The sequence below is a fragment of the Bradyrhizobium guangdongense genome, from assembly GCF_004114975.1.
GTDB classification, from domain to species: Bacteria; Pseudomonadota; Alphaproteobacteria; order Rhizobiales; family Xanthobacteraceae; genus Bradyrhizobium; species Bradyrhizobium guangdongense.
In genome coordinates this window covers 1,730,994-1,745,135 of the sequence record NZ_CP030051.1, presented here as the reverse complement: position 1 = coordinate 1,745,135, position 14,142 = coordinate 1,730,994, and the positions used below count along the sequence as shown (strand labels likewise).

At 64.2% G+C, this 14,142-nt stretch carries 15 protein-coding genes; 12 read left to right on the top strand and 3 right to left on the bottom strand.

Annotation, left to right across the window (positions count from 1 at the left end; translation table 11 throughout):
• From X265_RS08375 to X265_RS08320, 12 genes are all read left to right on the top strand, one after another.
• Complete coding sequence (locus X265_RS08375; RefSeq protein WP_128964376.1) at positions 1-810, top strand: nucleotidyltransferase family protein; 810 nt, start codon at positions 1-3, stop codon at positions 808-810.
• Complete coding sequence (locus X265_RS08370) at positions 807-1,571, top strand: TIGR04290 family methyltransferase (RefSeq protein WP_128964375.1); 765 nt, start codon at positions 807-809, stop codon at positions 1,569-1,571. Before X265_RS08375 ends, X265_RS08370 begins: the two co-directional genes overlap by 4 nt.
• Positions 1,571-2,512, top strand: a complete 942-nt coding sequence (locus tag X265_RS08365) for a glycoside hydrolase 5 family protein (RefSeq protein WP_128964374.1) — start codon at positions 1,571-1,573, stop codon at positions 2,510-2,512. Before X265_RS08370 ends, X265_RS08365 begins: the two co-directional genes overlap by 1 nt.
• Positions 2,500-3,705 carry a phosphopentomutase gene (locus tag X265_RS08360; RefSeq protein ID WP_128964373.1) on the top strand — a complete coding sequence of 402 codons (1,206 nt, stop codon included), beginning with the start codon at positions 2,500-2,502 and terminating at the stop codon, positions 3,703-3,705. The genes X265_RS08365 and X265_RS08360 overlap by 13 nt, the downstream gene beginning before the upstream one ends.
• A 211-nt stretch (positions 3,706-3,916) precedes the next feature.
• Entirely contained in the window at positions 3,917-5,029 is a 1,113-nt protein-coding gene (locus X265_RS08355; RefSeq protein ID WP_128964372.1) for an NAD-dependent epimerase/dehydratase family protein, read from the top strand.
• Positions 5,029-6,093 carry an NAD-dependent epimerase/dehydratase family protein gene (locus tag X265_RS08350; protein WP_128964371.1) on the top strand — a complete coding sequence of 355 codons (1,065 nt, stop codon included), beginning with the start codon at positions 5,029-5,031 and terminating at the stop codon, positions 6,091-6,093. The genes X265_RS08355 and X265_RS08350 overlap by 1 nt, the downstream gene beginning before the upstream one ends.
• Positions 6,090-7,376, top strand: a complete 1,287-nt coding sequence (locus X265_RS08345; RefSeq protein WP_128964370.1) for a TIGR04295 family B12-binding domain-containing radical SAM protein — start codon at positions 6,090-6,092, stop codon at positions 7,374-7,376. Before X265_RS08350 ends, X265_RS08345 begins: the two co-directional genes overlap by 4 nt.
• Positions 7,373-8,485 carry a glycosyltransferase family 4 protein gene (locus X265_RS08340; RefSeq protein ID WP_128964369.1) on the top strand — a complete coding sequence of 371 codons (1,113 nt, stop codon included), beginning with the start codon at positions 7,373-7,375 and terminating at the stop codon, positions 8,483-8,485. The genes X265_RS08345 and X265_RS08340 overlap by 4 nt, the downstream gene beginning before the upstream one ends.
• Entirely contained in the window at positions 8,482-9,612 is a 1,131-nt protein-coding gene (locus tag X265_RS08335) for a CgeB family protein (RefSeq protein WP_128964368.1), read from the top strand. The genes X265_RS08340 and X265_RS08335 overlap by 4 nt, the downstream gene beginning before the upstream one ends.
• Positions 9,609-10,697: a CgeB family protein gene (locus tag X265_RS08330; RefSeq protein WP_128964367.1), complete on the top strand. Its 1,089-nt coding sequence runs from the start codon at positions 9,609-9,611 to the stop codon at positions 10,695-10,697. Before X265_RS08335 ends, X265_RS08330 begins: the two co-directional genes overlap by 4 nt.
• Positions 10,694-11,818: a CgeB family protein gene (locus X265_RS08325; protein WP_128964366.1), complete on the top strand. Its 1,125-nt coding sequence runs from the start codon at positions 10,694-10,696 to the stop codon at positions 11,816-11,818. Before X265_RS08330 ends, X265_RS08325 begins: the two co-directional genes overlap by 4 nt.
• A gap of 12 nt (positions 11,819-11,830) precedes the next feature.
• Positions 11,831-12,895 (top strand): UDP-glucuronic acid decarboxylase family protein, encoded by a 1,065-nt coding sequence (locus X265_RS08320; protein ID WP_128964365.1) that lies wholly within the window; start codon positions 11,831-11,833, stop codon positions 12,893-12,895.
• Between the two features lie 133 nt (positions 12,896-13,028).
• On the opposite strand, the gene X265_RS08315 is transcribed toward X265_RS08320, so the two are convergent.
• From X265_RS08315 to X265_RS40350, 3 genes are all read right to left on the bottom strand, one after another.
• Positions 13,029-13,310, bottom strand: coding sequence for a hypothetical protein (locus X265_RS08315; RefSeq protein ID WP_128964364.1), 282 nt, complete (start codon positions 13,308-13,310; stop codon positions 13,029-13,031).
• 3 nt (positions 13,311-13,313) lie between these two features.
• Positions 13,314-13,580 (bottom strand): hypothetical protein, encoded by a 267-nt coding sequence (locus tag X265_RS08310; RefSeq protein WP_128964363.1) that lies wholly within the window; start codon positions 13,578-13,580, stop codon positions 13,314-13,316.
• 119 nt (positions 13,581-13,699) lie between these two features.
• The gene (locus tag X265_RS40350; RefSeq protein ID WP_164938472.1) at positions 13,700-14,014 is read right to left on the bottom strand and encodes a hypothetical protein; all 315 of its coding nucleotides are present in this window, start codon (positions 14,012-14,014) and stop codon (positions 13,700-13,702) included.
• Between the last annotated feature and the right edge of the window lie 128 nt (positions 14,015-14,142).

The window sequence follows — 14,142 nt, the reverse complement described above, 5'->3', positions numbered from 1 at the left end:
ATGTGGGGCATCGTTCCGGCCGCGGGTCGCGGCAGCCGCATCCAACCGCTGGCGTTCTCCAAGGAGCTGTTGCCCGTCGGCAGCCGGCGCGACGACGGCACCGAGCGTCCTTGTGCGGTCTCCGAATATCTGCTGGAGCGCCTGATCCTCGGCGGCGCGGACAAGATCTGCTTTGTGATCTCGCCGGGCAAGTCCGATATTCTGGAATATTTCGGCGATCATTACGGCAGCGCGCAGCTCGCCTATGTCGTCCAGCCCGACGCCTCCGGCCTCTGCGATGCCGTTTTTCGGGCGGGCACCGTGGTCGGCCATGACGAGGACGTCATCGTGGGCCTGCCCGACACCATCTGGTTTCCCAAAGTCGCATTGCAGGCTCTGCCCGATGCCGACCTCTCCTTCCTACTCTTCCCTGTCGAGCGACCGGAATTCTTCGACGCCGTCGTTCTCGATGGCGACAGAGTAAGGGAAATCCAGGTCAAGCAACCCAACCCGACCTCGCGATGGATATGGGGTGCTTTCAAGATGTCCGCGACCGGATTTCGCCAGTTACATGAGCTCTGGCACGCACGAGAGCGGCGAGACGAATATTTCGGGACTCTGGTCAATGCCTATATCGAAGGAGGCGGCCTCGGCATCGGGGTCAAGGCCGGCGAATCCTATGTCGACGTCGGGACCATCGGCGGTTATCGCACCGCGATGGCCCTGCTCGCGGAAAGCGCCGGCGCCGACGGCAGGTCGAGGTTGCGGGCCGGCAGCTCGAGCGATGGGGCTCGACCGATCCCCGCAATGGAGAATGGAGCAACTGCATGACGGGAGCGCTGCTCACGCGTGACGAAATTCGCCGGCGCGTCGACGCGCTCGGGCCCTGGTTTCACAATCTCGACCTCAAGGGCGTGCCGACCGCGCCCACCCACTTCCTCGGCGACTATCCCAACGTGAAATGGCGCCGCTTCGCCGGAATTATCCCGGATCGCCTCGATGGCAAGACCGTCCTCGATATCGGCTGCAACGCCGGATTCTACGCCATGGAGATGAAGCGGCGGGGCGCCGAACGCGTGCTCGGCCTCGATACCGATGAGGAATATCTGGCGCAGGCCCGTTTCGCCGCCGAGGTGAACGGCCTCAGGATCGAATTCCGCCAGATGTCGGCCTACGACGTCGGACAACTCCGCGAGAAGTTCGACCTCGTGATCTTCATGGGCGTGCTCTATCATCTGCGTCATCCGCTTCTGGCGCTGGATCTCATCCACGAGCATGTCGCCACCGATCTCCTGCTGTTCCAGTCGATGCAGCGCGGCGCCAGCCATGTCGACACCGTCGAGAAGAATTACGATTTCTGGACCACCGATCAGTTCGATTCCGCGGGCTATCCCAAGCTGCACTTCATCGAGCACAAATATGCCGACGATCCCACCAATTGGTGGGTCCCGAACCGGGCCTGCGTCGAGGCCATGTTGCGCAGCGCCGGCTTCGCGATCACCGCCCATCCGGAAGAGGAAGTCTATCTTTGCAAACGCACCGGGCGGCCACAAGCCGACGGGCCCGTCTATCCATCCCGGAGCACAAGCTGATGATCGAGGCGGCCAAGATCTGGAACGAACCCAACAACAAGTCGCATTGGGACCTGCTGATCGATCCGGATTGGGCGATGTTCGCAAACCTGGCGATCGCCGCCGGCAAGTCGATCCGCGGCGCGCGCCCCGCATTGCCGATCGTCCTCGGCGGCATCTCGCCAATCGATCCCTCCTTCATGCGCAACATGCAGAACCGCGGCGTGCTCGACCACTTCGATGCAGTCGCCGTGCACGGCTTTCCGCTCGACTGGAACCTGTGGCAGATCGGCCAATGGCCGGCGAAGCTCGAGGAGATCAAGGCGGTCACCACCCTGCCCGTCTGGGTGACGGAGGTCGGCGTCTCCTCGTTCGGCGCGGAAGAGGTGCAGGCCTGGGGGCTGTCGCGCACCGCAGAGCTCCTGATCGGCCGTGCACCGCGCATCCATTGGTACAGCCTCTACGACCTTCCGTCCGCCTGGGAAGCAACGACACGGCACAAGGAAGCCGAAGGCTCGTCCTATTACCGACATTTCCACATGGGCCTGCTGCGTGAGGACGGCACGCCGAAAGCGGCCGCCGATCTATTTGGAGCCTACGCGCCCGCCATGGGACTGTGCCAGTGGTTCCATTTCGAGGATCATCGACTCGACGAAGCAGTCCGCTGGATGCGTCGTCTCGGCGTGACCCATCTCAGGACAGGCCTGTCATGGGCCGACAGCTTCCGTCCCAACGCGCACGACTGGTTCGACCGCCAGATGGAGGCGCTGGCGGAATTTGAGGTCACGGTGACGTTCTGCTTCACCCCCGAGCATCGGGGCATCGAGCCACATCACACCAGCCCGCCGCTGGACGTCAACGAATTCGCCGATTTCTGCGCATCGATGGTCGACCGCTATTGCATGCGAACCGGCGTTGCATCCTCCCCAACATCCGCCAGAGAGCCCACATGCGTGCCCTGATCCTGGTGATGGACTCCGTGGGCATCGGCGGCGCGCCGGATGCCGAGCGCTATGGCGACGAAGGCGCCGACACCGTCGGTCACATCGCGGAGGCCTGCATGGCCGGTCGCGCCGACAGCTCCGCCCGCGAGGGACCGCTCCGGCTTCCCAATCTCGTCGCGCTCGGTCTTGGCGAAGCCTGCCGGCTGGCTACCGGCCGCGTGCCGCCCGGGCTCGAGGGTCGGGTGGAACGCGGGCAATTCGGCTGCGCCTGCGAGGTCTCGAAGGGCAAAGACACCCCGTCGGGTCATTGGGAGATCGCCGGAGTGCCTGTCCCGTTCGATTGGGGCTATTTCCCGCGCACGACGCCATGTTTCCCCGCAGAGCTGACAAGGGCCTTCTGCGAGCAAGCTGGATTGCCCGGCATCCTCGGAGATTGCCACGCCTCCGGCACGGAGATCATCGCCGAGTTCGGCGAGCGTCACATGCGAACCGGAATGCCGATCTGCTACACCTCGGCCGACAGCGTGTTCCAGATCGCAGCGCATGAAGAGACCTTCGGGCTCGAACGTCTGTATGAGATCTCCGCGATCGCAAGGCGACTGATCGACCCTCTCAACATTGGCCGCGTCATTGCCCGTCCATTTGTCGGAACAAGCTCGAAAGACTTCAGGCGCACGTCCCACCGGCGCGACTTTTCCGTACCGCCTCCCGAAGACACCATCCTGGACCACGCCGCAGGCGCCGGTCGCGACGTCGTCACCATCGGCAAGATCGATGACATCTTTGCCCATCGGGGGACAGGGCGGAACATGCGCGGCGACGGCAATATGGCGTTGTTCGACGCCACGCTCGACGGGCTAGCTAGCCTTGCGGACAGCGGCTTTCTGTTCGCCAATTTCATCGACTTCGATACGCTCCATGGTCATCGCCGCGACGTCGCCGGCTACGCGGCAGCACTCGAAGCCTTCGACAATCGCCTTCCCGAGCTGTTGTCACGACTACGGAGCGACGACCTCTTGATCATCACCGCCGATCACGGCTGCGATCCGACCTGGAGCGGCACTGATCACACCCGCGAGCAGGTGCCCATCCTCGCCTGGTCGACGCAATCATCTTCTCGGATCGGCCGTCGCGCCGGCTTCGCCGATATGGGCGCAACCGCGGCAAGGCATCTGGGCCTGCCCGAACCGATGCAGGGCGCGCATTTTTAGTCGGCGGCAGCGCCCCCGATTCACCTGGGTTATTGATCCAGGTTAGAGAAATATTCGTTTGTACAGTTTCGAGGAACGAACATTCCTTGCATCGCTTCTGACTCCAAACGTGACCAGCGCGCAGGTCGTCCGACCACCCAACAGGTGCGCTTCACCTCACATCATCGAGCGATCCCGAACGGATCGGTCTCACGATTGTACGGAGCGGTGAATGACGCGAGTATTGATCACAGGGGGCGCGGGCTTCATCGGCTCTCATGCGACGGATGTGCTGCTTGCCGCCGGCTACGAGGTTCGCCTGCTCGACAATCTCTCGCCGCAGGTCCACGGCGGCAACCGCCAGCGTCCATCCTACCTCGCCGACGATGCCGAACTCGTTGTCGGCGACGTCACCGACAGCCTCGCCGTAGAGCACGCCTTGCGCGGGGCCGACATGGTCCTGCATCTTGCGTCCGCCGTCGGCGTCGGCCAGAGCATGTATGATATCGAGCCTTACGTGCGGACCAACGAGCTCGGCACCGCCGTTCTCCTCCAGGCGTTGTCGAGGCGTCCCGTCGAACGGCTGGTCGTCGCCTCCTCGATGAGCGTCTACGGCGAAGGCCTCTATCGGCGGCCCGATCAGAGCGTCGTTGCCTGCGACGAGCGATCAATCGAACAGCTCCGCCGCGGCGAATGGGAATTGTGCGACACGGCCGGCCATCCGCTCCAGCCCGTACCTACGCCGGAGACCAAGCCGCCTTCCCTGAGCTCGGTCTACGCGCTGAACAAATTTGCGCAGGAGCGCATGTGCCTGATCACGGGCAAGGCTTACGGCATCCCCACCGCGGCGCTGCGCTTCTTCAATGTGTTCGGTCCGCGCCAGGCCCTGTCAAACCCGTACACCGGCGTACTCGCGATCTTTGCCGCGCGGCTGCTCAACGGACGACCGCCGCTGGTGTTCGAGGACGGCGAGCAGCGGCGCGACTTCGTTCATGTGCATGACGTCGCCCGTGCCTGCCGCATCGCGCTGGAAGCGGAGCATGCGCAGGACGTCTTCAATGTCGGCTCCGGCCAAAGCCGGAGCATCCTGTCTGTTGCCGAGGACCTCGCAGAGGTCATGGGGCGGCGCGACATCGCGCCCGAGATCACGCGAAAATACCGCGCCGGCGATATCAGGCACTGCTTTGCGGATATCGGCAAAACGCGCGACCTGCTCGGCTTCGAGCCCCAGGTGACCTTCAAGGACGGCCTCGAGGAGCTCGCGGACTATCTCGCGGACCAGATCGCCGATGACCAGGCCGAACGGGCCACCCAGGAGCTGCTGCAACGAGGATTGGTTGCGTGATGAATGAGCGAGACAACAAGCCCGTCCTAATCACCGGCGGCTGCGGCTTCATCGGATGCAATCTTGCGGACAGGCTGGCAGGGCGCGGCGAGCGCGTGCTGGTGCTGGACAATATGGCCCGCGCCGGCGTGCGCGAGAACGCACAATGGCTGAAATCCAGGCATGGCGATCTCGTCACCATCACGATGTCAGACATTCGCGAGCCGATCCCGGTGATCGACGCCGTGCGCGAGGCCCGGGCCGTGCTGCATTTGGCCGCTCAGGTCGCCGTGACCGACAGCGTGAGCGACCCGTCCGCCGATTTCGAGATCAACGCGCGCGGCACCCTGAACGTGCTCGAAGCGGTTCGACTGCATAACAGCACCGCGCCGGTGGTGTTTGCGTCCACCAACAAGGTCTATGGCCGCCTGATCGAGGACAGTGAGATCGCCCTCACCGGCCGTCGTTATACGCCTACCAGCGACCTCCTGGCCGGCGGCATCTCCGAGAATGCGCCACTCGACTTCTACAGTCCCTACGGCTGCTCCAAGGGGACCGCGGATCAGTACGTCCATGACTATGCGCGGGTCTATGGTCTCCAGACCGTGGTGATGCGCATGAGCTGCATCTATGGGCCGCGCCAGTTCGGCACCGAGGATCAGGGCTGGATCGCACATTTCCTGCTGAGCGCGATCCGCGGCAAGCCTCTGACGATCTATGGCGATGGCTATCAAGTCCGCGACGCGCTGCATGTGTCGGATGCAGCCTCTGCCTGGCTCGCCGTGCTCGATCGGGTCGCGCTCGCGCGCGGACGCGTGTTCAATCTCGGCGGCGGACCGGCCAACGCCATCAGCCTGCGGGAATTGATCGAGCAGATTGCCGAACTCACCGGCCGCGAGGTCACCTACGGCTTTGCCGATTGGCGCCCCGGCGATCAGCCCTGGTACGTCACTGACACCCGCGCGCTGTCGACGACCCTCGGATGGGCGCCGCAGGTGTCGGTCGCCGAGGGCCTTCGCTCGCTGCACGCCTGGCTGGACGGCCGTTTCGGAGAAACACAAGGCAACCGTGGGGCTCTCGCATGACGCGGGTCGCCCTGATCAATCCGAATTGGGATTTTGGTGGCAGCATCTATTTCGGCTGCAGGTCCCCTCACCTTCCGCTCGAGCTCGGCATCTCCGAGCATTATCTGAAAGCGGCCGGGCACCGGACGCTGTTGCTCGACGCGCACATGTTCGATCTGTCGTGCCAGGACATCGAGGCCGAATTGCGCGCGTTCGGTCCCGACCTGATCGTCATCACGACAGCCCCGACCTACCTGTTCTGGCGGTGCGCACCGCCGGAGCTTCGCGTTCCGCAGGAGCTGGCGCTGGCGGTGCGGGATCTGGCACCAGTGCTCGTCGCCGTCGGTCCGCACGGCTCGACCACGCCGCGAGCGGCCCTCAGGAAGCTCGGCGTCGACATCATCGTGATGGGCGAATGTGAACGATCCTTGCTGCGCCTCGCCAACGGGGAGCGGGACTTTGCCGGCCTATGCTTTGCGGACGGCACTTCGGTCAGGGTCAATGGCGGGCCGCAGGCCGTCGAGTTCAGGGATCAGCCAGCGCTCGACTGGCCGGACGAGATGATCCGGCGGCATCGTCACCACCATCACCGGTTCGAGGCAGAGCCGGTGGGCCCCGGCGCAGAAGTCGAGGCGTCGCGAGGATGCCCTTACAACTGCACGTTCTGCGCCAAGGAGAATTTTCGCAACGCCTATCGCAAGCGGCCGCCATCGATCATTCTCGACGAGATCGATCGCCTGCGCGAGCAAGGCGTCGAATATGTCTACTTCATCGACGAGATCTTCCTGCCAAACCCCGAGCTCCTGGAAGGGCTGAGCACGCGCGGCCTCAAGTTCGGGGTGCAGACGCGCATCGATCTCTGGAAACCGGATATGCTTGCACTGCTCGGCCGCGCCGGTTGCGTCTCGATCGAGGCCGGAATCGAGAGCCTCACCGTCGAGGGGCGCGCGGTGCTCGCCAAGAACTGCAAGATGACAACCGACCAGCTCGCCGACCGGCTGGTCGAAGCTCGCCGCCACGTTCCCTTCGTGCAGGCCAATCTGATCGAGGTGCCCGAGGACGACGATCCCGTGGTGCAGCGCTGGCGCCGCAAGATGCAGGATGCCGGCATTTGGGCGAACGATCCGGTCCCGCTGTATCCCTATCCCGGCTCGCCGGATTACCGAAAGCTGTGGGGCGAAGCCGACGATTTCGCCTGGGAGCGCGCGCATCGGCACTATCTCGGGATGTTCGATCAGTTCAGCGACGTGCAAAACGACCGGCCAATTCCGCTCGATGCCCTCGAACATCCGGAGGCACCATGAGCCAAGGTTCGGACATCAGGATCCTGATGACGACCGACACTGTGGGCGGCGTGTGGACCTATTCCTGCGCCCTCGCCGCGAGCCTTGCCGCCTCGGGCGCCGAAGTCACCTTGGCAACGCTGGGCCCCCGCGCGCGTGCCGACCAGCACGAAATGCTGTGTGACTCCCGAGTCCGCCTGATCGAAACCGACCTCGCTCTTGAATGGCAGGACCCGGAAGGACGAGACCTGCCCAATGCCCACCGCACCCTCGCCGCGCTCGAAGCGCAGTTCAGGCCGGACATCGTCCACCTTAACAGTTTCCGGGAGGCGACCTTGTCGTGGCGCGCGCCGACCGTTCTCGTGGCGCATTCCTGCGTCAATTCGTGGGCGCTGGCCTGCCGGGATTCGGACTGGCTCGGCGAACCCCGGTGGACGCGTTATACGGAGCGGGTGGCCGCGGCGCTCGACAGCACGCAGGCGTGGGTTTGCCCCAGCCGGTCCTTTCACGATGACCTCGTGGAGATCTATCGTCCCCGCTCACCCGGAGCCGTGATCTGGAACGGGATTGCGGCGAGCGCCTTTCCCAATCGCAAGCGGGAGCTGATCTTCGCGGCCGGCCGGCTGTGGGATCGTGCCAAGAACATCGAGGTTTTGGCAGCGGCTGCGCCCGGGCTGGATTGGCCGGTTCAGGTCGCGGGACCTGCTGACGCAGATCCGTCTGCGAGCATCTGCTGGCTAGGCCCATTGTCCCACAGCGCCTTGCGTGGACACCTCCAGCACGCCGCTATCTTTGCAAGCCCCGCGCTGTACGAGCCGTTCGGCCTCTCGGTTCTGGAGGCCGCCGCTGCCGGCTGTGCGCTCGTGCTGTCGGATATTGCAACATTCCGGGAATTGTGGAGCGGAGCGGCAAGGTTCTTTGAGCCCGGTGACAGTCAGGCGCTGCACCGCATACTCGCCGAACTCTGCGCCGATGATATCGAGAGAACGCGCCTGCAGCGCGCCGCCTATGAACATTCCCTGAGCTATTCGCTGGCGCGCACGACCAGCGCCTATCTGAAGCTCTACCAAGGGCTGCTCGCTTCCAATCGCCCGTCGCCCCAAGCCGGTCAGGTCGAGGTGCACGCATGAAATGCGTCCTGTTCTACCACGCGTTCACCTCCTGCTGGAACAACGGCAACGCTCATTTCCTGCGCGGCTATGCCCGCGAGCTGCATGCGCTCGGTCACGAGGTCGTCGTGTTCGAGCCGGTCGATGGCTGGAGCCGATTGAACGCCATCCGCGAGAGCGGCAGCCAGGCGCTGCAAGACATCGGCCGGCTGTTCCCCGGCGTCTCAATTCGTCGCTACGATGCTTCACTCGATTTCGACGAAGCACTGGATGGTGCCGATCTCGTCATCGTACACGAATGGAATTCGCCCGAGGTGATCGAGCAGATCGGATACAGGCGCGCGCACGGAGCTCCGTTCGCGTTGCTGTTTCACGACACCCATCATCGCGCGATCACTGCGCCGGATGAGCTCGCGCAGTTCGACCTCGATGCGTTCGACGGCGTGCTCGCCTTCGGCGAGGTGCTTCGCCAGATCTACATCAAGCTCGGCTGGGGGGATCGAGCCTATACTTGGCACGAGGCCGCCGACACCGCCATGTATCACCCCCTGCCGCACGTCGAGCGCACCGACGATCTGGTCTGGATTGGCAATTGGGGCGACGGCGAACGGAGCGCCGAGCTCAATGAGTTCCTCGTCGAGCCCGTCGCCGAACTTGGCTTGCGAGCGAACGTCTACGGCGTTCGTTACTCCGACGATGCGCTCCAGATCATCCAGGCTGCGGGCATCCGATATGGTGGATGGCTGCCGGCGCACTGGGCTCCGGTCGCCTTCGCCGGAGCGCGCGCGACCGTCCACGTTCCTCGCGGCCCTTATGTGCGGTCGCTTCCAGGCATTCCCACCATCCGTGTGTTCGAGGCGCTCGCCTGCGGCATTCCCTTGGTCTCCGCGCCGTGGTCCGACGAGGAAAGCCTGTTTCCGGATCGCGCTTATCTCCAGGCCGCCAACGGCGCAGAGATGAAGCGTGCACTCCGTGCTGTTCTCGATGATCGGGAGCTGTCCGCCGCCATGGTGGCCACCGGGCTGCGGACGATCCGGGAGCGCCATACTTGCCGCCATCGCGCACAACAGCTTGTGGGCATTGTCGAGGCCATTCGTGCCTCCGACACCTCGTCACGGCCTGAGCGTTACATCGGAGCTTCCGCATGAAGATCTGCTTCTTCGGATCAAGCCTCGTTTCGTCCTACTGGAACGGTGCCGCCACTTATTACCGCGGTATGCTCAAGCAGATTGCGGCGCTCGGACATGACATCACGTTCTTCGAGCCCGACGCCTTCGAGCGACAGGCCCATCGCGACATCGCCGATCCCGACTGGGCCAAAGTCGTCGTCTACCCCGCAACTGCCGATGGCTGGCGCGGCTCGCTCGAGACAGCTGCGCGTTCGTCCGACATGCTGATCAAGGCCAGCGGCGTCGGTGTGTTCGATCAGGAGCTGGAGATCGCGGTTGCGGCCCTGCCCTCCCGAACCATGCGGATCTACTGGGACGTCGATGCTCCCGCGACGCTCGAAGCGATGGCAAACGATTCCGCGCATCATCTGCGGCGCGCGATTCTATCCTACGACATGGTCCTGACCTATGGCGGTGGCGACGGCGTCGTAACGGCCTACCGCGCTATGGGCGCGCGGGATTGCGTGCCGATCTATAACGCGCTCGATCCCGAGACGCATTTTCCGTCCCCGTCCAAGCCGGACTTCGCCTGCGATCTCAGCCTGCTGGCAAATCGCCTGCCCGATCGCGAGCAGCGGGTCGAACACTTCTTCCTCGACGTCGCACGCGAGCTGCCTGGCAAGACGTTCGTTCTCGGCGGCTCCGGCTGGGAGACGAAAGACACGCCCGGCAACCTCCGCAAGGTCGGGCATGTCGGCACCAGCGAGCACAACGCCTTCTTCGGCTCCGGTCTCGCCACGCTCAACGTCAATCGCGACAGCATGGCGCGTTATGGTTTCTCGCCGCCGACGCGGGTGTTCGAGGCGATCGGCGCCGGCGCCTGCCTGATCACCGATAAGTGGGACGGCATCGACCATTTCCTCGAGCCGGATCGCGAAGTGCTCGTGGCTGCGAGCGGGGCCGAAATTGCCGGCCATCTCGACGCCCTCGATCCCGATCGCGCCGCTGCGATCGCCGGCCGAGCCCGCGCGCGCATCCTGGGCCAGCACACCTATCGGCAACGCGCCCGTCAATTCAACGATCTCTTTGTCGGAAGCAGCTCGCGCATCGAGGCAGCAGAATGAACCTCAATATCGTCGTCGTCGGTCTCTCGGTCACATCGTCATGGGGCAATGGTCACGCCACGACCTACCGCGCCCTGATCGAGGCCCTCGCGCGACGAGGCCACCATGTCACGTTCCTTGAACGCGACGTCGCCTGGTATCGGCAGCATCGCGATCTCACGAAGCCGTCGTCCTGGACTGTCGAGCTCTATCAGTCGCCCAAGGACGTGCCTCGCCGCTTCGGCAAGCTGATCCGGGACGCGGACCTCGTCATGATCGGCTCTTACGTGCCTGACGGCATCGCGATCTCCGAGTGGATCACGAGTCAGGCACGGGGAATCACCGCGTTCTACGACATCGATACCCCCGTGACGCTGGCGAAGCTCGACCACGGCCTCGACTATTTGTCGGCCGCGATGATCCCGCGCTTTGATCTCTATCTGTCATTTGCCGGCGGTCCGGTGCCCGGCATGATCGAACAGCGGTACGGCAGCCCGATGGCGCGCGTTCTCTATTGTAGTGCCGACACGGAAGCCTACACGCCGCAACAGGCGCAGGCGAGATGGGCCCTTGGCTATCTCGGAACCTATAGCGAAGACCGGCAGCCGGTTCTTGAACAGTTGCTGCTGTCGCCAGCGCGTACTCTGTCGTCGGCCCAATTCGCGGTCGCAGGCGCGCAATATCCCGCTGATATCGCCTGGCCCGGCAATGTCATGCGGATCGAGCACCTCCCGCCGAAACAGCACCCGGCGTTTTACGCGGAGCAGCGGTTTACCCTCAACGCGACCCGCGCCGACATGCGCGCGCTGGGCTTCTCGCCGAGCGTTCGCCTGTTCGAAGCGGCAGCCTGCGGCACGCCCGTGATTTCAGACCGATGGCCGGGCATAGAAACCATCTTCGAGCCGTCGCGCGAAATCCTGCTGGCCTCGACCGCGCGCGACGTCATCGAGATCCTGCGCGACATGCCCGAGGAGCGTCGCCGTGCCATCGCGGAGAGTGCACGCCGGCGCGTTCTGACCGACCACACCTCCGACCAGCGGGCTCGCCAGCTGGAGAGCTATTACGCCGAAGCGGCCGCGCGACGCCGCCGCAAATCCGCGCGGCTTCCCGCCCGCCGCCCGATGCAAGTCGCCGAACTCTAAAGAGAGCTTGCCATGACGCTCCAGACCCGCATTCCGTCCCTTCATCGCTCGCCGACCGCCCTGATTGCCGGTGGCGCGGGCTTCATCGGCTCTCATCTCTGCGACTCGCTCCTGCAACGCGGCCACAGGGTGATCTGCCTGGACAATTTGTTCACGGGCAGCATCGACAATATCAGGCCGCTGCTGAATCATCCGCACTTCCGCTTCATCGATCACGATGTCCGCGAGCCGATCGAAATCGACGACCAGATCGAGCGCATCTACAGCCTCGCCTGTCCCGCTTCGCCCCGACATTACCAGAAGGACCCCATCGGAACGATGAAGACATGCGTGCTCGGCGCCATCAACATGCTCGAACTCGCGCGCCTGAAGGGCGCCAGAATCCTGCAGGCCTCCACCAGCGAGGTCTATGGCGATCCGGAGGTGCATCCGCAGCCGGAATCCTATCTCGGCAACGTCAATCCGATCGGACCGCGAGCCTGCTACGACGAGGGCAAGCGCGCCGCCGAGACGCTGATGTTCGACCACCACCGCACACACGGAACCGAGATCAAGGTCGCGCGCATATTCAACACCTATGGCCCGCGCATGCTGGAGAACGACGGCCGCGTCGTTTCCAACTTCATCGTGCAGGCCCTGCGCGGCGAGCCGATCACGATCTATGGCGGCGGCACGCAAACCCGGAGCTTCTGTTTCGTCGACGATCTCGTGCGCGGGCTCCAACTGTTGATGGAGAGTCCTGCCTCGGTGACCGGCCCGTGCAACCTCGGAAATCCGCACGAGGTCACCATCGAGACCATCGCCCGGGAGGTCCTGACATACACGGAATCGACGTCACCGCTCCGTTTCGAGGCGCTGCCGAAGGATGATCCGAAGCGCCGCAAGCCGGTCATCGACACCGCAACGCGCCTCCTGGGATGGCGCCCACGCGTGGCGCTGAAGGATGGTCTTCAAGCCACGATCGCCTATTTCGCATTGCGCATCGCGGACGAGACACCGACGCTGGTACCGGCTCTCGCGCCGCGGAAGAAAGGTCCGGCGCGCGGCCTGCTCAAGGTCGCAGATCAGGACCGATAGACCTTTGGATTTGATCCGGGTTGAAGAGCATCCGTGAAATCGGGATCCGAAGGTGCGAGTCCAGGGCGATAATCTCGCTCGGCCTCAAGCGGCGGCTCGCGACAGCCACGCGACGACCGCGCGCCTATCGATGCTATTTGCCGCCGCCCTGAATGGACGAACCCGAGGTCGAATTGCTGGTTGCGGGCTGGCCGGTGCGATCGTGGCCGGGGTTCGCTCCGCCGGTGGCGTTGTTGCCGTAGCTGTTGCCCTGGTTGGTGTTCACGGTGCCGCCGACGTTGGTTCCTGCTGTGCCCTGCACGCTCGAGGAACTGGTCGTGGTCTGCCCGGCGGCCGACCCGCCCGAATTGCTCTGCGCGAGGGCGAACGGCAGGCTGCCGAACATGAGGCTCAGAAAGATCGCGATGCACTTCATGATCTATTTTGGCTCCTTGTTTCGAAACGGATCGGCAGCCTCGTCATAGCCACGCCTGCTGCCGAAGAACATCAGTGCCATCAGGCCGCAGCCGATCAGCAGCGAAAAGAACGAGCCGAGGCCGAGCGCGATCCAGCCGTTCGCCTCCATGGGCACGTCGTTCACGCCGTTGGTCGCATCCCACGCCCAAGCGATGCCGAACGCGACAAGGCCGAGCATGGCGAACAGTGCTGCAATGAGAAGAACCTGTCCGAGCTTGATGCTGCGCATGGTCGGCTCCCTTCGGCGGGCAACCGCGGGAGACATGCGCCAGTTCCTAATGCTGCGCGCGATTAGGCACTTTCAGTCGTCGCGGCAGTTGCCGTTCGATGAGCGCGCAACATCGTGCTTCAGCGGCCGCCTTTCATCCCTGCTCGTTCAACCGGAGGAACCGACATGAAGATCCCTGCCCTGGTCGCACTCGTCGCGGCCCTGATCACGACATCGCCGGCCGGCGCGCAAAGCGGATCGGGTGCATCCCACACCGGGTCCAGCATCAATTCGTCCGGCACCGGCGGCACGACAGGCGCCGGAGCCTCGAGCTTGAATACACCGGCGGACAACAATGGCGGCGGATCGAGTGCCCCGGCGAAATCCGCGCCCGCATCGCCGGACGCGACGGGTGCCGGCACGACGCAGGGAAGCGCGGCCCCGAATACCGGCACTTCGGGATCCGGCCGGAAATAGCAGCCGGGCTCCGCAGCAACATCGCCTTGCCGACATGCTTCTTCTCTGTGTGCTTTGGGTCACAGCAGAATCGGACCGCCTTGCCTACAAGGATCCGGCATGGCCG

Excerpts from the sequence above, each read along its gene's own strand:
- X265_RS08375 (WP_128964376.1), top strand. The coding sequence starts at position 1 with ATGTGGGGCATCGTTCCGGCCGCGGGTCGCGGCAGCCGCATCCAACCG.
- X265_RS08370 (WP_128964375.1), top strand. The coding sequence starts at position 807 with ATGACGGGAGCGCTGCTCACGCGTGACGAAATTCGCCGGCGCGTCGAC.
- X265_RS08365 (WP_128964374.1), top strand. The coding sequence starts at position 1,571 with ATGATCGAGGCGGCCAAGATCTGGAACGAACCCAACAACAAGTCGCAT.
- X265_RS08360 (WP_128964373.1), top strand. The coding sequence starts at position 2,500 with ATGCGTGCCCTGATCCTGGTGATGGACTCCGTGGGCATCGGCGGCGCG.
- X265_RS08355 (WP_128964372.1), top strand. The coding sequence starts at position 3,917 with ATGACGCGAGTATTGATCACAGGGGGCGCGGGCTTCATCGGCTCTCAT.
- X265_RS08350 (WP_128964371.1), top strand. The coding sequence starts at position 5,029 with ATGAATGAGCGAGACAACAAGCCCGTCCTAATCACCGGCGGCTGCGGC.
- X265_RS08345 (WP_128964370.1), top strand. The coding sequence starts at position 6,090 with ATGACGCGGGTCGCCCTGATCAATCCGAATTGGGATTTTGGTGGCAGC.
- X265_RS08340 (WP_128964369.1), top strand. The coding sequence starts at position 7,373 with ATGAGCCAAGGTTCGGACATCAGGATCCTGATGACGACCGACACTGTG.
- X265_RS08335 (WP_128964368.1), top strand. The coding sequence starts at position 8,482 with ATGAAATGCGTCCTGTTCTACCACGCGTTCACCTCCTGCTGGAACAAC.
- X265_RS08330 (WP_128964367.1), top strand. The coding sequence starts at position 9,609 with ATGAAGATCTGCTTCTTCGGATCAAGCCTCGTTTCGTCCTACTGGAAC.
- X265_RS08325 (WP_128964366.1), top strand. The coding sequence starts at position 10,694 with ATGAACCTCAATATCGTCGTCGTCGGTCTCTCGGTCACATCGTCATGG.
- X265_RS08320 (WP_128964365.1), top strand. The coding sequence starts at position 11,831 with ATGACGCTCCAGACCCGCATTCCGTCCCTTCATCGCTCGCCGACCGCC.
- X265_RS08315 (WP_128964364.1), bottom strand. The coding sequence starts at position 13,310 with ATGAAGTGCATCGCGATCTTTCTGAGCCTCATGTTCGGCAGCCTGCCG.
- X265_RS08310 (WP_128964363.1), bottom strand. The coding sequence starts at position 13,580 with ATGCGCAGCATCAAGCTCGGACAGGTTCTTCTCATTGCAGCACTGTTC.